The organism is Sorangium sp. So ce426, from assembly GCF_051475585.1.
GTDB lineage: Bacteria > Myxococcota_A > Polyangia > Polyangiales > Polyangiaceae > Sorangium > Sorangium cellulosum_B.
The window spans coordinates 10,826,017-10,849,601 of record NZ_CP150341.1 but is presented as its reverse complement, the minus strand read 5'-3'; the positions used below and the strand labels follow the sequence as shown (position 1 = coordinate 10,849,601).

At 73.1% G+C, this 23,585-nt stretch carries 21 protein-coding genes; 10 read left to right on the top strand and 11 right to left on the bottom strand.

Going from position 1 to position 23,585, the window contains the following annotated elements; genetic code table 11:
* Positions 1–31 precede the first annotated feature (31 nt).
* The 10 genes from WMF44_RS40690 to WMF44_RS40645 all read left to right on the top strand — a co-directional run bounded on the left by WMF44_RS40690 (position 32) and on the right by WMF44_RS40645 (position 10,318).
* Positions 32–295 carry a hypothetical protein gene (locus WMF44_RS40690; protein ID WP_437295424.1) on the top strand — a complete coding sequence of 88 codons (264 nt, stop codon included), beginning with the start codon at positions 32–34 and terminating at the stop codon, positions 293–295.
* Positions 288–995: a sigma-70 family RNA polymerase sigma factor gene (locus WMF44_RS40685; protein ID WP_437295423.1), complete on the top strand. Its 708-nt coding sequence runs from the start codon at positions 288–290 to the stop codon at positions 993–995. The genes WMF44_RS40690 and WMF44_RS40685 overlap by 8 nt, the downstream gene beginning before the upstream one ends.
* Positions 996–1,059: 64 nt before the next feature.
* Positions 1,060–2,133 (top strand): hypothetical protein, encoded by a 1,074-nt coding sequence (locus WMF44_RS40680; RefSeq protein ID WP_437295422.1) that lies wholly within the window; start codon positions 1,060–1,062, stop codon positions 2,131–2,133.
* 2 nt (positions 2,134–2,135) lie between these two features.
* Positions 2,136–3,218, top strand: a complete 1,083-nt coding sequence (locus WMF44_RS40675) for a PEGA domain-containing protein (protein WP_437295421.1) — start codon at positions 2,136–2,138, stop codon at positions 3,216–3,218.
* A 20-nt stretch (positions 3,219–3,238) separates the two neighbouring features.
* Positions 3,239–4,822: a PGRS family protein gene (locus WMF44_RS40670; RefSeq protein WP_437295420.1), complete on the top strand. Its 1,584-nt coding sequence runs from the start codon at positions 3,239–3,241 to the stop codon at positions 4,820–4,822.
* Positions 4,823–5,028: 206 nt separating this feature from the next.
* Complete coding sequence (locus WMF44_RS40665) at positions 5,029–5,625, top strand: PEGA domain-containing protein (RefSeq protein ID WP_437295419.1); 597 nt, start codon at positions 5,029–5,031, stop codon at positions 5,623–5,625.
* 247 nt (positions 5,626–5,872) lie between these two features.
* Complete coding sequence (locus tag WMF44_RS40660) at positions 5,873–6,658, top strand: PP2C family protein-serine/threonine phosphatase (RefSeq protein WP_437295418.1); 786 nt, start codon at positions 5,873–5,875, stop codon at positions 6,656–6,658.
* 106 nt (positions 6,659–6,764) lie between these two features.
* A complete protein-coding gene (locus WMF44_RS40655; RefSeq protein WP_437295417.1) occupies positions 6,765–7,628 on the top strand; it encodes a helix-turn-helix transcriptional regulator in 864 nt (287 codons plus the stop codon).
* Between the two features lie 420 nt (positions 7,629–8,048).
* Positions 8,049–8,375, top strand: a complete 327-nt coding sequence (locus WMF44_RS40650) for a hypothetical protein (protein ID WP_437295416.1) — start codon at positions 8,049–8,051, stop codon at positions 8,373–8,375.
* Entirely contained in the window at positions 8,372–10,318 is a 1,947-nt protein-coding gene (locus tag WMF44_RS40645) for an ATP-binding protein (protein WP_437295415.1), read from the top strand. Before WMF44_RS40650 ends, WMF44_RS40645 begins: the two co-directional genes overlap by 4 nt.
* A 34-nt stretch (positions 10,319–10,352) precedes the next feature.
* Here the strand turns inward: WMF44_RS40645 and WMF44_RS40640 are convergent, their stop codons facing one another.
* The 11 genes from WMF44_RS40640 to WMF44_RS40590 are packed head-to-tail and all read right to left on the bottom strand — an operon-like array spanning position 10,353 to position 23,573.
* On the bottom strand, positions 10,353–12,569 hold the full coding sequence (locus tag WMF44_RS40640; RefSeq protein WP_437295414.1) for an ATP-binding protein: 2,217 nt from the start codon (positions 12,567–12,569) through the stop codon (positions 10,353–10,355).
* Positions 12,570–12,592: 23 nt separating this feature from the next.
* Entirely contained in the window at positions 12,593–12,808 is a 216-nt protein-coding gene (locus WMF44_RS40635) for a hypothetical protein (RefSeq protein ID WP_437295413.1), read from the bottom strand.
* On the bottom strand, positions 12,805–14,523 hold the full coding sequence (locus tag WMF44_RS40630; RefSeq protein ID WP_437295412.1) for a tail fiber domain-containing protein: 1,719 nt from the start codon (positions 14,521–14,523) through the stop codon (positions 12,805–12,807). The genes WMF44_RS40635 and WMF44_RS40630 overlap by 4 nt, the downstream gene beginning before the upstream one ends.
* Before the next feature lie 53 nt (positions 14,524–14,576).
* Positions 14,577–15,278, bottom strand: coding sequence for a phage tail protein I (locus WMF44_RS40625; RefSeq protein ID WP_437295411.1), 702 nt, complete (start codon positions 15,276–15,278; stop codon positions 14,577–14,579).
* A complete protein-coding gene (locus WMF44_RS40620; protein ID WP_437295410.1) occupies positions 15,275–16,303 on the bottom strand; it encodes a hypothetical protein in 1,029 nt (342 codons plus the stop codon). Before WMF44_RS40620 ends, WMF44_RS40625 begins: the two co-directional genes overlap by 4 nt.
* A gap of 17 nt (positions 16,304–16,320) precedes the next feature.
* A complete protein-coding gene (locus tag WMF44_RS40615; RefSeq protein ID WP_437295409.1) occupies positions 16,321–19,362 on the bottom strand; it encodes a putative baseplate assembly protein in 3,042 nt (1,013 codons plus the stop codon).
* 11 nt (positions 19,363–19,373) lie between these two features.
* Entirely contained in the window at positions 19,374–19,793 is a 420-nt protein-coding gene (locus WMF44_RS40610) for a GPW/gp25 family protein (RefSeq protein ID WP_437295408.1), read from the bottom strand.
* Positions 19,793–20,491, bottom strand: coding sequence for a phage baseplate assembly protein V (locus tag WMF44_RS40605; protein ID WP_437295407.1), 699 nt, complete (start codon positions 20,489–20,491; stop codon positions 19,793–19,795). The genes WMF44_RS40610 and WMF44_RS40605 overlap by 1 nt, the downstream gene beginning before the upstream one ends.
* Positions 20,488–21,549 (bottom strand): phage late control D family protein, encoded by a 1,062-nt coding sequence (locus WMF44_RS40600; RefSeq protein ID WP_437295406.1) that lies wholly within the window; start codon positions 21,547–21,549, stop codon positions 20,488–20,490. The genes WMF44_RS40605 and WMF44_RS40600 overlap by 4 nt, the downstream gene beginning before the upstream one ends.
* A gap of 9 nt (positions 21,550–21,558) precedes the next feature.
* The gene (locus WMF44_RS40595; RefSeq protein WP_437295405.1) at positions 21,559–22,263 is read right to left on the bottom strand and encodes a CIS tube protein; all 705 of its coding nucleotides are present in this window, start codon (positions 22,261–22,263) and stop codon (positions 21,559–21,561) included.
* A complete protein-coding gene (locus WMF44_RS40590; RefSeq protein WP_437295404.1) occupies positions 22,260–23,573 on the bottom strand; it encodes a hypothetical protein in 1,314 nt (437 codons plus the stop codon). Before WMF44_RS40590 ends, WMF44_RS40595 begins: the two co-directional genes overlap by 4 nt.
* Between the last annotated feature and the right edge of the window lie 12 nt (positions 23,574–23,585).

Genomic DNA, 23,585 nt, shown 5'->3' with positions numbered 1-23,585 from the left:
GAGCGCAGAGCAACGAGCAAGGAGCGAAGACATGTCGAACGACACACCCAGCACGAATGATCCTTTCCTCGACGAGGTCGTGGAGCGGGGGCTCGCGCCGTACCGCGGGAAGGTGTCGCCCGAGCAGCTCGAGACCATGCGCGAGATGCTCGTGGAGGCGCTCATCGAGGACGAGGTCGGGCGGGACTTGCTGGACCGGGCGCGGCCTCGCGCCACGCCGATCGGGAGCGGCGTGGAGACCCAGGAGGGCGCCCGGGAGCCCCGGCGCAAGGCGGGGAGCGACGAGGATGGCTGACCCCGAGGGGCGGCTCACGCCGGCGCAACAGGCGCTCGTGGCCTCGGCGCTGCACGAGGTGAGCCTCGCGGCGTGCAAGTTGGCCCCGAAGCTCCGCAAGCACCTGTCGTCCGACGAGCTGATGTCGCTCGGCCGGGCGGGGCTCGTCGAGGCGGCGCTCGCCTACGATCCGGCGCAGGACGACAGCTTCCCGCGCTTCGCGCGGCACCGCATCCGGGGCGCGATGCTCGACGGCTATCTGGGGGAGGCCGAGGAGCAGGATCGGGTGATCGCGCTCTGCCTGAAGGGCGGGTACGACTACCTCGGGCGGAGGCGGCGGCAGGGTGACGTGATGACCGACATGGACGGCAAGGCGGAGGAGCGGCTCCTCGACCACGTGGACGCCCTCGCGGCGTGCCTGTTCGCGACGGCCGCCGGGATGGCGAAGCCTCCGACCGGAGAAGAGGCGCTGTCGCGGCGCGAACAACACGCCCGGGCCCACGCGCTGCTCCGGAGCGCGCTGGCGAAGCTGACGCCGCGCGAGGCCGAGGTGCTGTCGATGCACTACCTGGAGGGGCGGCCACTCCTGGAGATCGGCGGCGCGCTCCGGCTCCGGCACCCGGGCGCGTACCGGGTCCACGACCGGGCGATCGCGCGGCTCGGCAATCTCCTGCGCGCGGCCGGGATGACCGAGCCGCCGCCCCGCGAGGACGAGCAGTGAGCGGGCGGCGGGCGGGCGGGTCGATCGGGGATGAGAAAGATGAGAAATCGCGCGCGCAGGGACGATGGATCACGGTGAGGGGCCGGCGGCGCGGACAGGAGGCGAGGCGGTGAAGGACGAGGACCGGGACGAGCGCGTGGAGCGCGATGCGGAGGGAGGCGCGGGGAGCGAGCCGGACGCCGGCGCGCCGGCCAGCCCGGCGCCGACGCCGAACCAGCTTGTGTCGCACCCGGCGTTCCGGACGGGGGTGATCTACATCGAGCCGGAGCTGCGCGCCGAGGTGGAGGCGTACTGGAAGGCGTACGCGGCGTGGGAGAGGACGAAGGAAGGGCCGCCGCCGCGAGAGCCGCGCGTGGACGTGCGGGTGGACCACGAGGAGAAGCCGAGCACGGCGGCGCGGCTGCGCGAGGCGATGGCGCCGCGCAAGGGCGCGGCGGAGCGGGGCGGAGGGAAGAGCGGCGCGGAGAAGAGCGGCGGGGGGAGCCCGTGGGCGGCGGATGCGGTGGCCGGGGCGGCGGTGATCGACAAGAGCGCGCTGCCGTCGGCGCACCGGCCGAGGAGCGAGGCGGCGGAGGAGAAGGACGGCGGCGAGACCGACGCCAGGCCGGGGAAGGCGCGGCGCTTGGGGACAGCGGCGGCGATGCTGGCGCTGGCGGCGGGGATCGGGGCCGCCGCGATGTGCGGGGCGAAGGAGAAGGCGCCAGTGGAGAGCGCGGTCGTGGCGAGCGCGCCGGCGGGGAGCGGCGCAGCAGGCAATGCGGCCGTGGCGAGCGGCGCAGCGAGCAATGCGGCGGCGAGCAGCGCGCCTACGGAGAGCGCTCCGCCGGCCGTCGCGGAGAGCGCGCCCGAGAAAGGGCGGCTCGAGGCGTCCGCCGAACGCGCAGCGTCTGCGGTGGTTTCCGATCGGGAGGAAGCCGAGCGCATCGCGCGCCGGCGGCCCGCTCCCGAGACGCATGCACCGGCGCCGACGGCGCCCGCGGCACAGATGCCGATCGCGCAGCCATCGCTGAAGCAGTCCGAGAGCGTCGGCACGGGGCAGAGGGTGCCCCCGATGCGTGCATCATCGCAGCCGCCCATGTCACCGCCGGCCGCGCCGCCGCAACCGCCATCCTACGTCGAAGGAATCCCGGAGTTCTGACCATGAAGAAGCCTGTATTGCTGTGCTCGCTCGGCCTGGCGATCGCGCTGCTCGCACCCGCCAGCAGCGCCCAATCCGGCGCCGAGGCGCGAGGCGCGACAGAGACGGAGGCGCTGACGGATAAGGCGCGGCAGCTGTATGACGAGGGGTTCGCGGCCCTCAACCGATCGCGATGGGCCGAGGCACACGCGGCGTTCCTGGCGGCATGGCGCATCAAGCAGCACTACCAGATCGCGTCGAACCTCGGCGTGGCCGAGCTGCGGCTCGGCAAGCACCGCGACGCCGCGGAGCACCTGTCGTGGTACCTGCGCGAGGCGCCCGCGGAGAGGACGGCGCAGCGGCAGCGCGCCGAGATATTACTGAAGGAAGCGCTGGCGAAGGTCGCGGCGATCACGATCACCACGGAGCCGGAAGGCGCGGAGGTGAAGGTCGACGGGGCCGCGGTCGGGCGGACGCCGCTCGCGCTGCCGGTGTTCCTGGAGCCGGGGCGGCACGTGATCGGCGCGGAGCTCGACGGGTACAAGCCGGCGCATGAGCAGATCGAGCCGGCAGCGGGCCACGCGGGCGGGATCACGCTGCACCTGGTCCGGCGCGACGCCGAGTCGCCGGCCGCGGCGGGCGTGCCAGCGGCGGCGGGGCCGCGGGCGGCGAACGATGCGCCTCCGGCGAAGCTGCCGGAGACCACGGCGGCGCCGCCGGAAGCGCGGAGCTGGGTGCCGGCGATCGCGCTGGGAGCGACGAGCATCGTGGCGCTCGGCGTGGGAATCGGCATGACCGCCGCGTCGAGCAGTGCGCGGCAGGAGGCAGACGAACAACGCGAGGGGATTCGGTCGGCGGACGGACGCTGCATCGAGCCGCCGAGCGGGTCGGTGAACCGATGCCAAGCGTTTCAGCGAAATGCGGATGATGCCGAGATCTTCGGTACGGCGGCGCTCGTGAGCTACGTAGCCGCCGGAGCCCTCGCGACGGCTGCGACGGCTTACCTCTTGTGGCCCCGACGCTCGCGTACAGCATCCACGGGCGTGCAGGTGTTTCCCACAGTGCGTGCGGATGGCGGCGCCCTCCTGCTCGTTGGCGCGTGGTGAGCAGGGAGCTGGAGGCCTCGATGCGACGACGAAAGATCTTCGTGTTCATGTGGACGGTGGGGCTCTTTGCGGCGGGCTCCGGATGCGATGCCCTCTCCATCGGCCTGACGAGCGACTGCGAGTACATGCTCACGTGCACGCACTTCCTCAGCGGCGGCGAGGGCGGCAGTACACCGATGGGTTGCATACCGAACGAGACCGAGGGAGCGGTGGATGACACTTGCGGCGTGTTCGTCGCCGCGAGCGGCAACGATGGCAACACGGGCACCAAGGCGGAGCCGGTCAAGACGCTCGCGGAGGCGCTCCGGCGCGCCGGCGACAAGGACAGCGACGTCTACGCGTGCGCCGAGCCGTTCGCCGAATCGGTCGAGGTCCCTGCCGGCGTCGCCCTCTTCGGCGGCCTCGACTGCGCCAACGGCTGGACCTGGATCGGCAAGCAGACCAAGACCACCGTCGCACCGGAAGCCGAGGCGATCCCGCTGACGCTCGCGCGCGGCGAGGGCACCACGCGCATCGAGGACATCGAGGCGCGCGCGTCCGACGCGCTGGCCATGGGCGGCTCGTCGATCGCCGTGCTCGCGGATGGCGCCACCGCAGAGCTCGCGCGCTGCGTGCTCGTCGCCGGCAACGCTGCGGATGGCGCCGACGGCGACGACGCGCCCAGCGAGGCGCCGGAGCGCGCGCCGGCCGGCAGCAATGGCGTCGATGCATGCAGCGACATGGATGATGTGGAGGGGCCGGACGCGACGCTCAACGGCGGCGCGCAGACGGTCAACGCGTGCGGCGAGGAGCGCTCCATCGGCGGGCGTGGTGGCGATGGGAATGTCGACAACGGAGCAGGTGGCGTTTCGGGCCAGACGGGGGCCGAGGGGCAAGCTGGTGCCGGAGAACCGCCGTCGATGAGCGAGAGCTGGAGCTGCGGTGCTATCCCGAACGATCCAACCAAGGGCGGTGGCAGCGCCGGCGCAAACGGCACTGCGGGCCCCGCCGGCGCCGGCGCCAGCGGCCTCGGCACGCTGAGCGCCACCGGCTACACCGGCGTGCCCGGCCGCGACGGCACACCCGGCACGCCCGGACAGGGCGGCGGTGGTGGCGGCGGCGCCAAGGGCGGCCCGGTCTGCACCGGCGGCGTCCCCGGCGCGGGCGCCAGCGGCGGCAGCGGCGGCGCCGGCGGTTGCGGCGGCATGCATGGAAAGGGCGGCCGCCCAGGCGGCGCCAGCATCGCCCTCGCCAGCGTCGATGCCAGCGTCACCCTCATCGACTGCACCCTCTCTGCCGGGCGCGGCGGCAACGGCGGCAAGGGCGGCGACCTCCAGCCGGGAGGCCTGGGCGGAAACGGTGGGACCGGCGGCGTCGGCGTCGGGCTATCCAAGGCGGCATGCGACGGCGGCAAGGGCGGACAGGGCGGCCCCGGCGGTCCCGGCGGCGGTGGCCTCGGCGGTCCCTCGCTCGCCATCGCCTTCCGCGGCACCCCCGTCGTCCAGCAGAGCCAGACCACGCTCACCCCCGGCGCCCCGGGCACCGGCGGTCCGGGCGGCAGCAACAACATCACCAAGAACGCCGGCCAGGACGGCCTCGCCCCCGAGAGCCAGGAGCTGCCGTGAGCCTCCATCAGCCTGGCCGCACCGCTCCCCTCTCCGCCCCCCGCCACCGCTTCCCTGCGTGTTCCAACGCACAGGATCACCGGGGTCGCGGAGCAAAAAATGAGGCCGGCGGACGATTTTGCAGCGAACCATGGCCGCTCGACGGAACTAGATGGGTAGAGGAGGCCGGAGACGGGCGAGCACAAGGCGCCGAGCACCGCTGGGGCGTGGGACTCTCTCCTCTCGCACCGCCACGGTTCGGCATCCTCGTCCTGGCCGCCAGCGTTTCGCTCGCGGGATGCGCCGTCCGGCCCGCGGATGTCCCGGCGACGCCAACGCCCCCGTCGTCGTCCCGGCAGGAAACGCCCACGGAGAGGACGGAGCTGGAGAGACGCGCGAGCTGCTGGCGCGCGGACATCCCGAGCGAGCCAACGCCGCGGTCCTCGTCGCTCGAGCCAACGTCCCAGGAGACATTAGCGCTGATGGAGCAGGCCGCGGTGAGGCAGAACGAAGTGTTGGCCAGGATCGTGACCCTCAACCTGGTGACCGTGCCGGAAGGCGCGCAAATGACCGTCGATGGGTGCGTGAGGGGGCGGAGCCCGCTCTTGTATAAGGTGTTCCTGGAGCCGGGTCGGCATGTGATCGAAGCCAACCTCGAGGGCTACATGCCGACGAGACATGTCATCGAGACAATGGCGGGAGAGACGCTGGGGCTGACGGTGGAGCTGCGTCCGTCGCGCACAGACGTGCTCCCCCACGAGGGATGCACGGAGAAGCAGACGCTGCCTGTGGAGCGCCGCATCCTCGAGACGTTGGAGCGCTGATGGAGTGAGCGCGCAGCCTTGATACACCGAGGCGGTGCGCGTGAGACGTGGCGGCGTCGCGCGAGAGTCGATCGAGCGCGAGAGGTGATCGAGGCGAAACGATGCTCCGCCATGGTAGCGGAGCGGTAACGACGTAGCGAAGGCCGCGCGCGGCGGGGCCTTCTCAGATCTTGAGGAACGCGCGCCGCACACGGCGGCGCGCCATGGCTCGGCTCGTCCCGAAGACGAGCGCGCGAGGAGGACGAAGGTGTATCCACAGCTCGCCATCGAGGCGGCGGCGCGGTCGGACGTGGGCCGCCGCAGAAGCCACAACGAGGACAGCTTCGCGGCGCTGCCGTGCGTGGGGCTCTTCATGGTGGCCGACGGCCTCGGCGGCAACGCGGCCGGAGAGGTGGCGTCGCGGATGGCGATCGAGGTGGTCAAGGGCTGCTTCGAAGCGGATGAGGACCTCGAGGAGACGTGGCCGTATGGCACGGGCAGCGCGCACGACCGGGACGAGGTGCGGCTGGTGATGAGCGTGCGGCGTGCGAACCGGGCGATCTACGACGCGAGCCAGCGGCAAGCGCTGCAGCGCGGGATGGCGACGACGTTTGCGGGCGTGCTGCTCGGGGCGGGAATGGCGTACATCGCGCACGTGGGCGACACGCGGGTCTACCGGATGCGGGACGGCAAGCTGGAGCGGCTGACGCGAGACCACACGCTGCTGGAAGAGCTGCTCGGCGACAGCGACGGAGCGCGGGAGGCTGTCCAGGCGCTGAGCAACCGGGCGAGGACGATCACCCGCGCGCTGGGGGCCGACGAGAACGTCGACATCGAGTCGCGCGTGGAGGCGACGGCGCCGGGCGACATCTTCCTCGTCTGCTCGGATGGGCTGTGGGGCCCGGTGCCCGAGAGGCGCATCGCCGGGATCCTCGAGGCGCATCGCGACCTGGGCTTTGCGGCGGAGCTGCTCATCGACCTCGCGAACGAGCACGGCGGACCGGACAACGTGACGTGCGTCCTGGCACGCCTGGGAGGCGAGGCGGCGCGCTGAGGCAGGCGCGATGAACGGCGGATGTGAGGGGATGCCTCGTGTCGGGCAGCACGAGGCCTGGCTCCGCCGTACAGCGGACAAGAAGGCTCACGGTTGAGGAGGGAACATGGAGGACATGGTGGGTGCAATGTGGCTCGTTTCGCCGCTCGGGCTCGCGATGATCGCGTGCGTGGCGATCGGCTTCGCGGTCACCGCGCGTGAAGCGCTGGGACGAGAGCGCGGGCTTCGTGAGGCGCGCGAGCACGCGCACGATGAAGAGGAGGCGACCCTCACCGATGCGAAGGCGCAGGCAGCGGGGGAGCGAGATCGATACCGGCGGCTCCTGGACTGTCACGTCGACGCGGCGCTCGCCGATCTGAGAGACGCCCGAGGGCGCCCCGTCCCCTGGCCGGGAAGGGTCCTCGAGTCGTTCTGCGCGACGACGCCTTCGTGGAGGAGGAAGCTGGGCGAGAGCACGGGGCTATCACCGAGGGAGGTGGAACGGTTGCTGAGGAGCGACCTGCCCATGACGCCTGGCCTCGCGCGGCAGCTGGAGACCTTCACCGGCACGCCGGCGCGGTACTGGGAGCGCCTGTGGCGGCTGCACGACGACCGCCGGACGGACGCGGAGGATACCGTGGTGATTCAGGTCGGCGAGCCCGTCACCAAGCGTGAGAGCTCGGCGTCGCCGGCTCCGCCGCCGATACCTCCCCGCGCGCTCGACATTCCACCTCCCGTGGTGCCGTCTCCCGAGCTCGCGGCCAGGAGCCCGCAGGCGAAGCTCCCGCCGCCTCCCCTGCCGCAGCTCCGGCCGCCGCGCCCTGCCCGCGCCGTCGCGGGGGAAGAGCTCGCCCGTCGCGCTGCCCCCCTGACGAGCTTCCCGCTACAGCCCGACGAAGGGGGGACGAGCGCTGCCAGTGCGTCCGATTGGGAGGAAGCGGAGCGCTCTCCCCTGAACACGACACTCCCGGGAGTAGGGCACCATGGGTGAGAGCATCTGTTTTGCGCCTTGGGTGCGCCAGGCAAAGCCTGGGCGAGGAGGAAGCTCATGTAGAAAGCTGAAACCTTGCCGCCAAGCGATTCGAGATCCAGCGGCTCGTCGAGCGGTCGCTCGATTCGGCGAAGTGTGCGCTTCTTCAAGAGGGCTGGGCGCTCCGCGCCTCATCCACGCCACAGTCGACGCCAGCGATAGGCCGGTCGGCCGCGCCTGACGGCCCTTCTTCCGGGCGAGAGATGCCGCGCTGAATGGCGTCGCCAATGCCTCGACGCCGGCGTCGCAATGCTGTCCGAGCGGCCAGCGTTGCTTGCGAATACGCCAGGATCCACGCTACAACTAGGCTTCTCCAGCACGCGCGCGCTCGCTCGCCGCGACGTGCGCGGCGGCGTGCCCGGTAACCCCGGAGGGAAGGTGATGGCCCAGCTCCTCACGGCTTCGAGCGTCCTTCTGTGCCCGCATGGCGGCACGGTGAGCATCGTTTCGTCCAACGTCCGCTCCCAGGCGGTGGGCGGCGCCCTCGCGCGCGCCTCCGACACCTTCCTCGTGAGCGGGTGCGCCCTGGCCGGCAGCTCCTCCCCGCCCTGCGTGACGGTGAAATGGATCGTGCCGAGCGCGCGCAGCAGGGCTGCCGGCGACAGCGCGCTCACCACGGACAGCGTCGGGCTGTGCATGTCGGCGGCGAACGCCCCTCTGGGGAGCGTCGTGGTGGCCGTCGCCCAGCCCAGGGTGAGCGGGCAATGACCGCGGCGGACGCGCAGGACGCGGACGACTGGCACGAGGCCAACCGGCGGTACCTCGTCGCGCGCCTCGCGGCGCTCGGGTGCCTGCTCTCGCCCGGATCCGGCGGCGAGGACGAGGCCCGGCGCGCCATCGCCGAGGCGGCCGCCGCCCTGCGCGCCCCCGCGGCGATCGACCGGGTGGCGGCCCTGTTCGATCTGTCGCCGTTCGAGCGCGATCTCCTGCTGCTCTGCGCGGGGGTCGAGCTCGACGCCTCGTTCGCCGCGCGCTGCGCGGCCGCGCAGGGCGATCCGCTGCGCGTCGCCCCCACCTTCAGCCTCGCGCTCGCGGCGCTGCCGGGCGCGCACTGGGGCGCCCTCGGGCCGGGCGCGCCCCTCAGGCGCATGCAGCTCATCGAGGTCGGCCAGGGGGAGACCTTGACGCTGAGCCCGCTGCGCATCTGCGAGCGCGTGCTGCACTTCATCGCGGGCGTCGAGCACCCCGACGAGCGGCTCGCCGGGCTCGTCGCGCCCGCGGCGCCGGTCGCGGCCCCGCTCGCCCCCTCGCAGGCGCGCCTCGCCGCGCGGATCGGCGAGGCCCTCCGCGCCGCGGCGGGCTCCGGCGGCGCGCGGCCGACCGTGGGCCTCACCGGCGCGGATCCGGCGTCGCGCCGCGCGGTCGCCGCGGCCGCGTGCGCCTCGGTCGGCCTCGGCCTGCTCGCGCTCTCGGCCGACGCGCTCGCCACGCGGCAGGACGCCCAGCTCGTGGGCCGGCTGCTCGGCCGCGAGGCGGCGCTCTCGTCCTCCGCGCTGCTCGTCGAGGCCGACGATCTCGACGCGACCGACGCCGCGCGGGCCGGCCTCGTGGGCCGCCTGCTCGACGGCCTGCCCGGCCCCGTGCTCGTGAGCGCGCGCGAGCGCCTGCGGCTCGGCCGCAGGCCGGACGCGACGTTCGAGGTGTCGCGCCCCGCCGCCCAGGAGCAGGCCGCGCTCTGGCGGCAGGCGCTCCCGGCGGCGCAAGGCGGCCTGATCGACCGGCTCGTCGCGCAGTTCGACCTCGACGAGCCCGCCCTCCGGCGCGCCGCCGCGGCCGCGGCGAGCGCGGGCGACGGCGCCGATCCGGACGCCGCGCTGTGGGACGCCTGCCGCGCCGAGGCGCGGCCCGCGCTCGACGAGCTCACCCAGCGCATCGAGCCGGCCGCGACGTGGGACGACCTGGTGCTGCCCGAGGCCGCGCGCGCGTCGCTGCGCGAGATCGCGGCGTCGCACCGGCAGCGCGGCACGGTGCACGGCGCCTTCGGGTTCGCCGAGCGCGGCGCGCGCGGGCTCGGCGCCGGCGCGCTCTTCGCGGGGCCGAGCGGTACGGGCAAGACCATGGCGGCCGAGGTGCTCGCGGCCGAGCTGAGGCTCGATCTTCATCGCGTCGACCTGAGCCAGCTCGTCAGCAGGTACATCGGCGAGACGGAGAAGAACCTGCGGCGCGTCTTCGACGCGGCCGAGCGGGGCGCCGCGATCCTCCTCTTCGACGAGGCCGACGCGCTCTTCGGCCGGCGCGGCGAGGTGCGGGACACCGTGGACCGCTACGCGAACATGGAGGTCGCCTACCTGCTCCAGCGCATCGAGGCGTACCGGGGCCTTTCGATCCTCACGACGAACCTCGAGCGCAACCTGGACCCCGCGTTCCTGCGCCGGCTCCGGTTCGTGGTGCGCTTCCCGCTGCCGGGCCCGGCGGAGCGGGCCGCGCTCTGGCGGCGCGCGTTCCCGCCCCGGGCGCCGGTCGTGCGGCTCGACGTCGAGCGGCTCGCGCAGATGAGCCTGACCGGGGGCAGCGTCCGGAACGTCGCGCTCCGCGCCGCGTTCCTCGCCGCCGAGGCGGGGACGCCCATCCGGATGGATCACGTGCTCGCCGCGGCCCGGGCGGAGTACGAGAAGCTCGGGCGAGGCGAGGTGAGGGCGGAGGGCGGCTGAGCGCCCCGGCCCGCGCCGCCGCGAGGGGCGCGGCTCACCGCGGCTCCCGGCTCGCCGGCAAGACGAGCCGCCCCGCGTCGACCACTTTGCCCATCTTCTGGTACTCGCGCCGCGCCGCGTGCACGAGGTGCCGCATGCCGATCGGCGCGCCCTCCTCGGCCGCGAGGAACGACGCGGCGAGCGCGACGTTGCGGATGTAGCCGCCCGACAGATCGATCCGATCCGCGAGGAAGGCCAGATCGACGTCGGGGGCGAGCGGCGCCTCGGCCGGCCAGATCTTCTGCCAGATCTTGAGCCGCTCCGCGGGCCCTGGCGCGGGGAACTCGATGACGAAGCCGAGCCTGCGCACGAACGCCTCGTCCACGTTCTTCACGAGGTTCGTGGCGAGGAGGACCACGCCCTCGTAGGCGTCGACGCGCTGGAGCAGGTAGCTGGTCTCCTGGTTCGCGTAGCGATCGTGCGCGTCGCGCACCTCGGTGCGCTTGCCGAAGAGCGCGTCGGCCTCGTCGAAGAAGAGCGCGGCGTTCGCGGCCTCGGCGTCGGCGAAGAGCTCGGCGAGGTGCTTCTCGGTCTCGCCGATGTACTTGCTCACGACGCGGCTCAGATCGATGTGGAACAGCTCGACGCCGAGCTCGCCGGCGATGACGCCCGCGGCCATCGTCTTGCCCGTGCCCGGCGGCCCCGAGAAGAGCGCCGAGAGCGGCCGGCCGGGGCCGAGCTTGCGCTCGAAGCCCCACGCGCCGAGCACGCGGCTCCGGTGCTTGAGCTGCAGGCAGACCTCGCGCAGCGCGGCCTTGCGATCCGGCGGGAGGACGAGGTCGTCCCAGCCGAACTGCGGCGGGATGCGGCGCGCGAGGGCAGCGAGCTTGCGGCCGTGGCGCAGCCGGCACGCGGCGGTGACGTCGGCCATGGACACGGGCCCGTCCGCCGCGCCGCGGAGCCGGGCGAGGCTCCGCGCGGCGTCCGCCGCGTCGCGGATCTGGCCGCCGGTGAGCCGGAAGGCGCCGGTCAAGGCCTCGAGGTCGACGTCGGGCGCGCGGCGCTCGCCGAGCGCGCGCGACCAGAGCTCTGCCTGCTCCGCCGCGCCCGGGCGGGGCAGCTCGGCCCGGACGAACGCGCGGCCGCGGAGGGCGCCGGCGGGCTCGAACGGCGCGTCGCCGGAGAGGAAGACGGGGCCGTCGTGCGCGGCGATCGTCGCGAGCAGCGCGGCGCGCGCGGCGGGGCGGGCCTCGTCGAGGGCGGCGTCGGCCGCGACGAGGTGCAGCGCCGCGCCGGCGAGCCGCGCCTCGCGCGCGGCGAGGCGCGCGGCGCGCGCGAGATCCGGCTCGCCCGCGGCGAGCAGGCCCGCGCAGTCGACCGCCACGAGCCGCGCGCCGAGCAGCCGGCAGAGCGCCTCCGCCGTGGCGCGCTTGCCCGCGCCATAGGGGCCCTGGAGGTACACGATGGGCCCGCCCGCGCCGCCCTGCGCCGTGACGAAGCGCGCGAGGCCCTCCTTGAGGGCGGCGGGCAGGAGCAGGTCGTCGAGCCGCGCGCGGGGCTCGTCGAGGCGGGCGTGCGGGGCGAGGCGCGCGTCGAGCTGGTCGTCGCCGTGGAGGTAGGCGGCGATGCGCTCGTCCACAACGACGGCGTGCGCGAGCAGCGAGGCGCGGGGGGCCGACGGATCGGCGCGCAGGTGCACGAGCTCGTGGCGGAGGAGCGGGGCGCGCGGCGAGAGGCGGGCGCGCGCGGCGAGGCGCGCCTCGAGCGCCGGCCCGAGGCACTCGACCGCGGCGCCGGCGGTCGCCTGGCCCCCGCCGTCGGGGTCGACGAGGGCGAGCAGGCGCGCGGCGTCGCGGTCGAGCTCGGCGAGCAGCGCGAGGAGCAGGAGGTCGATGTCGAGCCGGGAGAGCGCGAACCGCTCGGCGAGCTCGGCGAGGCGCAGCGGAACGCCGCGGCGCGCGCTCTCCTCGCAGCGGCGCGCGATGTCCGCGGCCATGGCGTCCGCGGCGGCCTCGGCCTCGGCAAGGGCGGGCGTGAGGTGGGGCGGGGCGGCGCTGCCGGGGCGCACGCCCCGGTCGAGCAGCGCGAAGAGCTCTTCCTCGGGGGAGAGGGCGGGCCCGCGCGCCCCGCCGCCCGGCGGGGCCGGCCTGGCGACCGCGATGCGCAGGAGCAGCGCGATGCGGTCGAGCTCGGCGCGCAGGTGCTCGAGCGAGCTCGCGAACGGCGCGGCGGGGCGCATCGGGGGGCGGTGCTCGACGGGGGAGAGGGGCATGGGTGCGATCTCGCCGCGCCGGCTCAGCCGGCCGGAGGCGCCTCCGCGGCGGCGCCGCCCGGGGCCTCGCCGGAGCGCTCCTGCTCGAGCATCTCGCGGAGGACCTGCATGGCCCCCTCGATGCGCAGGAGCGTGCTCGCGACGCCCTGGCGCCGGGTATCGAGGTCGGCGACCACCTTCTGTCCGGCGTCGTATTCGGCCTGGAGCTGCTTCATTCGTTCTTCGAGGCGTTGCTTCATTGGACGGGGTTTCCTTTCATCGCGTCGAGGCGGCGCTCGAGCGCCTGGAGGGCCTGGTCGTGCGCCTGCACGACCCGGGTGAGCACGGCGAGGATGCTGAACGGGGCGATGGCCTTCCGGTCGGGGGTGCCCACGAGCTCCGGGACGTCCTCGGCGATGAAGCCCACGAGGAGGCGCTTCTCCGGGTCGTCCTTGTAGGCATAGGTGACGGGCGTCAGGTGGCGGAAGACGGAGAGGGCCTCCTCGGCCGGGAGGGTCTGGATGCGCTCCTTCACGGCCGCGGAGGAGGTGACCGTCACCCCGGCGTTGGTCCTGACGTCCCCGAGCAGTGTGACCGTGGCGCCCGAGCCGCCGATGGTGCCAATGTTGACCGTGGTGCCAGCGCTGGTGCCGATGTTGACCGTGCTGCCTGTACTCGTGCCGCTGATGGGGCCAATGTTGACCGTGGTGCCAGCGGTGTTGCCGATGTTGACCGTGCTGCTTGAATTCGAGCCGAGGGTCGCGTTGCCGGGAACGGTCAGGGTCGCAGCGCTCGCGCTGCCAACCGTCGTCAGGTCGCCTGTGACGCGGAGATCCTGGCGGACCTCGACGCGGGAGCGGCCGCCGCCTCCCCCTGTATTTCCGACGAGGACGAGCGCCTTGGTGGCACCGGTACTGTTGACGATGAACGAGCGCGAAATCTCTCCGCCGCTCGGCGCCACAGAAGTGGAATTGAGCGTCAAACCGGAGGTGGTCGAGGTGTCGACGGCGAGGCTCCCCATGGAGACGCGCGTGTCCCCGTCTACCGTGAGGCGCGCGCTCGTTTGGGGCGACCCGCTTCCGATAGCTACCCTGCCGTCGTTGGTGATATAGAGTCGCCTCGGCGAAAAAGCGCTGCTTTCAATGTCGAGCACGTCCGCGCTTTGGTACGTCTCGAAGATGAAGCTGGGGGCGCGCAAGAGCATCTGGTTCGACGCTTCCGCGTTCGAGGCGAAAATAACGAAATTCCTGAAGACTTGCCCGTCGATATCCTCGTCGAACGCCCCGATGGCGCCCTTCGGCACTCCGTTCGGCGTGATGATGTCGAGCCGTCGTGTCGCACAATTCCCCGTGACACTGGCGTCGCCGGTGATGCTCAAGCTCGTGCTCAGCTCCGCCCAGCCCGGGCTCCCGTCGCCTTTCGCCCGCAGCGCGAAGCTCGTCTGGTTCGGCCCGGGGAGCCGCAAGCCCGAGTAAATGCGCCCCTCCGTGCCGACCGAGACCACGCCCGACGTCCTCTGGACCGTGCCGAGCACGACCTCGTGGGGAACGTTGGCGTTCAGCGCAACGACCTCGATGATCGGCGCCTGCTTGAAGCGCGTCGCCTCGGGGGCTCCCAGGTTGTCGTTCGGGATCTGATCGCCCAGCTCGTCAAAGAGCATCCTGAGGCGCCATACCCCGTTTCCAGTCGGGGTCACGTTCACCGTCCGCGCCGTCTCGAGCAGGATCTGCTGCCCCGTGTCGTCGACCGCCGCGCCCGGTGACACGGTGAGCACGCCCGCGTTGACGGTGACGTTCAGGCCCTCGAGGATCCCCGCGACGTGGAGGAGCCGCTCGTGCCGGTGCCGACGATCGGCGTGGAAGTGCTGCTCCTCGATGAAGTCCTTGTCCTTCAGGTACTGACCATCGAAGTAGCGGACCCGCGAGAGGACAATGTCTGGAAGCCTGTGATCGTCTGTCATCCAGCTGTCAGTCATGGTGGTTCTCCATTCGTGCTAGGTTGAACTTCGCTCGCTCGACGGACCTGACCTCAGCCCGTCTCGGTCCCGAGGAGCGTGTTCGTCCCGACGAGGATGCCCGGACCGAACTCGGGCCTCGCCGCAGGACCGCTGTTGTTGATCTGCATCGCCGGCGCGATGGTCTCCAGCGCATAACAGGTGTGCGCCGGCTTCTCGCGGTCGATGATCGCCCGCACCCGGCGCAGCTTGCGGTTGATCTCGTGCGGGTCGCCGTCCTCCACCGTGACGATCACCTTGAAGTAGTGCGTCCGGTCCGGGTGCTCGACGATCTGCGCCGGATCGCCGGACAGCCGGAGCACCTCCGCCATCCCGAAGACGGTGCCCCGCACGTTGTAGAGCGGGACGATGGAGCGGATGAACTGGCGCTGTGTCTGGACGCTCCAGTCGTCGCGCAGGCTGGTCGCCACCCACTGCGCGAGCCAGGGCAGGAAATCCTCGGGGACCTCGTCCGGATCGAAGAAGGCCTGCACGCTCCCGAGGAGCTGCTCGATCCCGACGATCTGGCCTGCTGTGGCGAAGCCCGCCGGCAGCGAGAGGCCCTCCCTGTCGGCCGCCGCGAGGGTCTCCCGGCCCTCCTGGTCCAGCGGCAGCTCGCCTTCCGGGAGCTGGCTCAGATCGAGCCCGCTCAGCACCGCCTCGAAGGCGCGCAGGAACTGCCCGAGGAACGACCCCTGCCGCAGGACGGCAGGCAAGTAGTGCAGATAGCTGCTCACGTTACCTCCACCCACGCGTCGCCGACGCGCTCCTTGATCACGAGATCTCCCGCCTCCACCTCGAAGCGCGGCAGCTCGTGCGGCTGCAACAGCACGGCGTCCGGGCTCCCGGGCGCGCCGACGATCCGCTCAGGGGGCACGCCCGGCGCGGACACGACGACCGCCTCGGCGAACTCCACCCCGCGGACGCCGTCGAGCGTCGCATAGATCTCCGAGGCATAGACGCCGCGCCCGAACGGCCACCCGCCGCCGCCCCGTCCGCCCTCCAGCGGATCGAAATAGGCCTCGAGCGCCGTGGCCGCCGCGCTCCGCACGTCGGCCGCCCGCGCGTCGTCCTTGATGTGGAGCGTCGCCGTGAGGCTCATGCTCACGTACGCCGGCGCGACCGCGTGGAAGCGCGTGCCAGCGAGCAGCCGCGAGCGCATGAAGAGCTCGATCGCGTCGCGGAGCGCCTGCGCCGGCAAAGGCCACCGGGCCGCGTCGCTCCCGGGCGGCGCCCCGGGCACGTGGCGCGGGACCACGACGAGGCTCACATGCCCTGTCCTGTCCCATTGCGGTGAGAGCGCGTCCGTGAGATCGCAGCCGGACAGCGACCGCACCCGCGCGAGCGCGCTGGCCGGCGCGCCGGGCGACCCAGCCGTCGCATCGTGCGCCGCGGCCAACGACGATCCGGGCCAGTGGTGTCGCGCGATGTACTCGAAATCGTCCAGGCTGACCGCGCGGTACCGCTCTCGCAGGTCGACGATGGCGCCGTGAACCGCCTCGTCGAGCGGCAATGCCTCCCTCGATACCGCGCGGTCGGCGTCGAGGATTTTCAGGAAGGTGCGCGTGCTCGCCTCCGGGATCCTCCCCGTGCGATAGACGAGCATCTCCGTCAGCCAGGCGAAGAGCTCGACGAGCGCGATCCCCGGGTCGGAGGGGTTGTGGTCGGTCCAGGCGGGATCGATCGTCGGAATGGCCGCACGGGCCTCCTCGACCAGCTCCTCGTACGTCTTGTTGTCGAGCTCAGGCAGCGCAATGGGCATCGAAGTCTCCTCTCCGGCTAGACGATCTCGATGGCGTGAGGCCCCGAGTACACGAGGGCGCGCGCCCTCCACGCGGGGTCCAGCGGGCCACCCGCGAGCGGCGTCTCGGTCAGGTCCACGGAGATCACGCTCTCGACGCCGGCGATCGAGAACAGCAATCGATAGATATCGGACACGTGCGGGAGCTCCCCGAACTGCCAGCCGACGCCGCCGGGCGCGCCGGTGAGCGGGTGCAAGAAGTCGGTGAGCGCGCGCAGCACCCTTCCGCGGAGATCCTCGACGCCCTCGAGCGTCGCGGGGACGAGCCGGACATGCGCGCTCACCTCCAGCCACTCGGGCCCGACGACGCGCAGCGCGGCGGTCGCGGGGCTCCGCCTTCGTAAATAGTCCTCCACATCCATCAAGAGGCCCATGCTCGGCCGCGGCGGCACCTCGGGGCTGTTCGGCACGACGAGCACGGTGACCTGCCCGCCGCCCTCGACCGCCGCCTCGAACGCGACGTCGTCGTCCTCCAGCTCCGCGAGCTGGAACGGCGAGAACCGCGGCGTGATGGCCCGGGCGCGCGCCACGGCGGGCGAGGCCTCGCGCGCGAGATCCTCGATGTCCTCTGCCGTGACCCCGCGGCCCCGGTGGCGCAGGATCCGCGGGCCGTGCTCCACCACGCGCGCGTCGGTCTCCCACTCCGTGCCCGCGGTCGCGGGCTCGTGGTTCAGCGCGCCGTCGACGTAGGCGACCGTGGTCTTGAGCTGCGCGAGCGCGCCCGCCGGCCGGTTGCCGTCGGCGCCGCCGCCCGCGCGGTAGACAGCGGCCCGCACGCTGCGCACCCCGCGGGGGGGCGCCATCCCGCGTTGCCCGTCGCCGAAGCGCACCTCGCCGGTCCGGCGATCCAGGCGGTAATGGCGGTCGCGCGGCCCCGAGCCGTGGAAGTCCGGCACCTCGTGCCACCGCACCCAGATCTCCTGCGCTCCGCCCGGCGCGCTGGTGGCGCGCACGGCGTCCGGACCCTCGAGCCGCTCGATCTCGGCGAGCTCCTCCGGAGGAGGCGCCGCCGGCTCGAGCACCTCGATGTGCTGGCCCTCCAGCACCGGGCGGTGCGACAGCGCGAACGTGTGGCCCGCGCCGCCGTCGCTCGATCCGAGCACCTCGCCCTTGATCGTCGTCGCGTGGGTCGCCCACACGGTGTTCGTGAGCACGCGGCCGAGCCGCGGCGCCGCCGCGAACGAGCCCTCCGCGAGCCGCGCGCGGAGCCAGCAGAGCTCCTGGCCGAACCGCGCGCAGGGCGCGAGATCGGTCGGGCCGATGAACGCGACGAGGCCGCTCTGGGCGAGGTCGCGCGTCTCGTCCGCGGGGAAGAGCGCCTTCCAGCCGAGCGCGTCGTCGCCGGCCGCGATCCCGCCGGCCGCGGCGGCGGTCGCGTATTCCCAGACGAGCTTCGCCGGCGCCCCGCCCGGGGCCTCGAGCAGCGCCGCGCCGCTCGAGATCGGCTCGACCTGGAGATAAAGCAGGGTGTCCCGGTTGGCGAAGGGCTGGTTGAAGCCGAAGTAGATGGCGCGGCCAGCCGCGAGCCGCCGCCACGGGGCGAACGCGGCGCCGGGCTGGTGCTCCACGAACGCGAAATCGTCGCGCGAGACGCAGAAGGGCGTGTTGCTCGTGACCGTCTGGGTATAGCGGAGCGAGAGCGCGGCGAGGATCGGCGGCCGGTACCCGTCGTCGGTGATCGTGGAGCCGACCTGGATCCCCTTGCCATAATCGTTCTGCACGAGGCGGATCCGCAGCCAGTGCGCCTGTTTGCCGAGCACCTCGGCAGGCGCGACGTTGGCCGGCAGCGTGAACGTGACCGTGTGAATGGCGTTGTTCTGGTGCATCGACGGGACGTTCGGGTCCGCGGCGCCGGTCTTCTTCATGTCCGGGGAGACGACGCGCACCCAGCCCGACGCCGTGGACACCTCCCACGCGAGCGTGGGGTCCTCCGTGGTGCGGAGGGGCGCCATGGCGGGGCTCGGCGTGATCTCCACGGTGACCTGCGCCCCCGCGCGCGAGAGCACCGCCGCGCTCGCGACGTAGAACGTGTCGCCCAGGCGAGGGCGCTCGCCGAGCGGGCGGAAGTCCATCGAGAGGTCCACCTTGCGGAAGGCCGCCAGCGCGAGATCCGGCGCGATCCCGCCCGCCGCGGGCCACGCGATCTCCGCGCGCATCCTCGCGGCCTGGACCTCGGGGATCGGATCGAGCGGCCACGCCTGGAGATCGGCGCGCAGGAAGCGCGCGGTCCGGCCGGCGACGGTGGTGGACGCCATGTCGGCGGGGATCGCGAAGTCGAGGTTCCACGCCGTGGTCGAGCCGAGGTCGAGGCTCGGCGTGCAGTCGAGCGCCTGCCATCCGGCGCCGTTCCAGTACGACCAGCGCACGAGCGGCGGCGCAGGCGGGGGGCTCTCGTGCAGGGCGTGGAAGCGCTCCCGGTCGGCCGCGGCGATCTCCAGCGTGACGGTGACCTCGGTGCCCGCGGGCGCGCCGAGGATCGCGTCGTCGGCCAGGTAGAGGGCGTGCTCCACCGGCCGGTCGCCCGCGAACGCGTCATAGAAGCCCGCGCCCGCCGCGGCGGCGGTGCGATCCGCGTAGCGGTCGCCGTCGGGATCGCGGACGAAGACGGCCCTGAGCTCCGCGCGCGTCGTGGCGAGCTCGCGGTCGGTCTCGAACACGATCTCGCGCGTGTCGCCCGGGACCGCCGCGGCGCCAACGCGCGTGCCCTCGGGCACCACGGGCTCCGCGCTCGAGCGCTGCACGAGCGTGAACGTGAGCGGGACGCGCGCCGGGCGCGGCGGCGTGGGCTCGACGCCGACGAGGTTGAGGAACGCGACGAAGCTCCGCTCCGGCACGCGGTTGAGCCGTTCGAGCGCGTGGCGGGCCATGCGGTCGAACACGCGGATGAGCGCGCGGCCGGGATCGGCCGCGTCGCCCGCGGGCGGCCTCCACGGCGAGAGCGCTTGCGCGAGCTTCTCGGTCCGCGCGGCGATGTCGTCGTGCGGCGCACCAGCGATCAGGGGGCGGTCGGGGCTCTGCATCACACCACCGGTCAGGTCGAGAGGTAGAAGGGAAAGACGAGGTTCTGGCGGCTGTTCGTCGCGCGGACCTCGTACTGGATGTCGATGAGGATCCCCGCCGGGTCGGCGGGGTGCAGCCGGGCATCGACGCCGAGCAGCGCGACGCGCGGCTCCCATCGTTCGAGCGCCTCGGTCACCGCGCGGCGGACCTCCCCGAGCGTGCCCGTCGTGCGCGGCGCGAACACGAGATCGTGAAGGCCGCAGCCGAAATCGGGCCGCCCGATGCGCTCTCCCCGCGCCGTCGAGAGGAGGAGCCATATCGACTGGCGGACCTTGTCCTCGCCGCTCGCCGCGGCGATGGCGCTGCCCGGATCGAGGCCGACGCCGGGCGCCCCCTCGTCCAGCCCGAAGGCCCAGCCGCTGCCCAGGAAGCCGTCGTCCGTATTCTCCATCACCGCACCTCCAGCGCGCCGCTGTTCATGTCGATTCCCGCGAGGCACTCCAGCGCGAGGCCCGATTGCGCCTCCACCCTGCCGTCCTGCCCGCCCGTGATCGCGAACGACTGACTCGCCTCCACGGAGAGCGCCTTGCACTTGATGGCCAGATCGCCGTCGCCCGCGTCGATGGTGACGCCGCCCTTCGCCTGGATGGCGAGGTCCTTGTCCGAGGTGATCGCGATCGAGCCCGCCGGCCCGTCGATCACGATCGTGTTCTTGCCGGTGCCGTCCGCGATCGTGATCTTCTCCGCTCCTTCGGTGTCGTCGAGCAGGATGGTGTGTCCGCTGCGCGATTTGATGACGCGCACGTTGTTCTTGCCGTCACCGTTCCCGGCCGGCGGCCTGTCCTTGCCGTTCCAGAGCGCGCCGACGACGAAGGGGCGCTCGAGGCTGCCGTGCTCGAACGCGACAAGAACCTCGTCGTCCACCTCCAGGCCGAAATAGACCCCGCGGCCGTCGCCGGCCATCGGCGCCGCGACGCGCGCCCAGTTGCTCTCGTCGGCCTCGGCGAGCCACGGGAACTTCAGCCTCACCCGGCCGAGCCCCTCGGGATCCTGCGTGTTGGTCACGACCCCGATGGCCACGCCCTGGATCGGCGCCTCCCGGCGGCGCCCGGGCTCGTAGGAGGGCTCGAGCAGCTCAAAGCCGTTCATGTCGCGTTCCTCCTCGCGGAGAAGCTGGTCCGATAACCCCGCTGCGGGGAATAGCTGTGTGATGTCGAGGTCACGTAATACCTGCCCTCGAAGCGCCCGACGCTCTTCACCTCGATGACGATGCCGGCCCTGAGGTCGGTCCGGCCGAGGCACGCGCCGCTCGCCTGCACGAAGCCGAGCGCGGCCGCCTCGAGCTGCTCGCGGGCGATCCGGTCGGCCTCCTCCTGCGTGGCGACGTTCCTGTCCGCGACCACGAGCGGCGCGTCGCCGAGCGCCCGCTGCGCGGCCGCGGCGGCGGCGACCTTGCCCATCGACGATTGATCCGCGGCCGCCGCCCTGCCGATGATGGGCGACTTCGTCTTGGGGTCCCAGCCGCGCACCTCGACCGCGCTCGGGATGTCGCCGACCGACATCTGCGCGGAGAACTCGAGCAGGTCGCTGCCGGCCTCCAGGACGAGGTCCGGCGCGGCGCCGTGCCTGCGCGGCTGGAAGTGGAGCGTCTTGCCCCGGACGAGCACCTCGTAGCCGATCGACGACGCGCGCTGGCGCAGGAAATCATGGTCGGAGACGCGATCCTGCTCGACGTGATCGAGCTGGATGCCGCTGTCGACGACGTCCGGGGTCAGGCCGTAATCCTTGTCCCTCGCGATCTCGGCGGCGATGTCGCTGTCCTTGAGCTTGACGAACGGTTTGCGCTTCTTCCTGCCGCGCTGCATGCGGTAGCGCCGGTCGCACGCGCTCACCACGAACGACGGCGACTCGCCCCCCTGGAGATCGAGCTCCAGGCGCATGATGTCGCCGAAGAGCAGTGTCTCGAGCTTGCCCGAATAGCCGAGCTGGATCTCGATCTCTCCGCCGATATCGAAGAGATCGTCCTCGGCCCACGAGAGGCTCCGCCGCTCGTCGTTCCACGCCGACAGGCGCAGGGTGAGCTGCGAGGGCGCGTCCAGATCCTCCTGCACCGCCACGTCGCGCAGGTCACGATAGGCCTCCTCGGGCAAGGGGCGCCCGTTGAGGAGGACGGCGACGTCGGGGGTTCTGCTCTGTGCGTCAGGCATGGCGCTCGCTCAGCGGATCCGGGGGATGGTGAGGGTCTGCCCGGGCGAGATGCGCCGCGGGTCGTCGATGCGGTTCGCCTCGGCGATGTGGCGCCACGCGGACCTGTCGCCGTACAGCGCGGCCGCGATGCCCATCAGCGTGTCGCCCGGGCGCACGACGTGCTTCTTCGCCACGTCGGGAGAGTGCTGCTCGTCCGACACGAGGGGCCGCCCCGGGTGCTCCACGAAGGTGCAGCTCATGGTGGCGCGCACCGGCGTGCCATCGTCGAGGAAGAGCAGGTAGGTGCGCGAGGCTTGCTGGAGGACGCCCTGGAACAGCGTGAACGCGCCCCAGGACAGCCTGCAGACAGGGGGGCGGTGCAGCTCGATGTCCTGCTTGGCGAGGCTCGCGACGGCGTCCGTGGCCTTCACGACGCTCTCCGCGCCCGGCCCCGCGCCGAACGAGGGCAAGAGCCCGAGGAGGTCGCCCCCGGCGCCGCCCCGCGCGTACGTGTCGAAGAACAGCTCGAGGGTGAGCGTCTCGGGCGCCGAGGACTGATAGAGCATCTCGAAGCCCGGGCGGTACTTCGACGCACCCGTGGTGTAGCTCGGAGCCCACGTCACGCTCTTGCTGTAGACGAGCTGGTTCGGGTTGAAATAAGCCCCGGGCTCCAGGAGGACGAAGTTGTTCTGCTGATCCTTCTCGTGATGAATCGTGAGCTTCTCGAGGGTCATCGAAATCCTCCTCTGCGCTCGCGCTCCGCGGACATGCGCCGGACGAGCTTGCGTTGCACCTTGTCGACGAGGGTCTCGAGATCCATGCCCAGGGCGCCCGCGGCAGCGCCGGGCGCCGCCGCGAGGGGGGAGACGGATCCCGGGACGGCTTGGGTCGCCGCGGCGACGGGCATGGCGCGCGGCGGGAGCACCGGAGCGCCCGGCGCCGCGACCGGAGCGGCGCTGTCCGGCGCGGCCGCGGCCTGGGCCTCGGTGCGGCCGCCTGCGACGCGCACGTGCGGCAGGTGATCGGGCCGGGGCGCGGCCGGCTCGGTCGCCGGCGCGACGCGCGGCAGCGGCGGCGCGCCATGGGGCAGGGGCCCCGGCGCCGCAGCGACGGCAGCAGCGCCGCGCTGCGCGGGCGACGGCTGCACCACGGGGCGCCGCGGCCCATCGCGCAGCGCGAGCGGGGTGTCGTCGTCGTCCACGCCGCGCGCGGGGCGGAGGGGCGCCTGCGCGCCGCGCGACGACGGTGCATGGGGCAGCTGCGCGCGCGCCTCCAGAGGAGCGGGCGAGCGCGCCGGCGAGCGGGGCGCCACGACGGACCGCGAGGACGGCGCGACAGCCGCAGAGGCGGCCCGCGGCGCAACGGGCGGCGGCGCGGCCGGCCGCTGCGCTGGTGCGGCCAGGACGAGCGGCAGCGACGCACGCGACGCACCGGCCGCGCGCGTCGCGTGCGCGACGGGCAAGGGCGCTGAGCTCACGACCGGCAACGTCGCTGCCGGGCCTCCTGCGACGGGCGAGGGCGCCCGATCGGAATCGAACGCCGCGCGAGGCGCCGCCGGCGCGGCGCTCGCCGCCCGCGCCGCCCGCTCCTCACCTCCCTGCAGCGCGCCGGCGCTCGTCGCCGCCGTGGCGGGGACCGTGACATGGACCAGCGCCACGCCGGCGGTCGCGGGGGCGCCCGCCTCGGGGGCGGCAGGCGAGCCGCGCAGCCCCGCGCCCTCGCCCGGGCGCGCCGGGGGCGCGGCCTTCACCACGATGACCTCGCGCGTCGCCGCCGGCGCCAGCGCCGGCGCGCTCGGCTCCGGCCGCGCCGGCGCGACCCAGCGGCCGTGGACGATCGGCACCTCGTCCACGCGCAGCCCGCCCGCCTGGCCGCGCCGCCGCGCGAGGTGGGCGAGCAGCGGCAGCCGCGCCGAGAAGCGCTCGACACCGCGCAGGATGCGCCGCACCAGCGCGAGCGAGATCACCCCGGGAGCGACGAGCGGCCTGAGGAGCCGCTCGAGCAGCACCGGATTCACGCTCTCTTGCCACGCAGCAGCGCTCATGGTGGTTTCGCC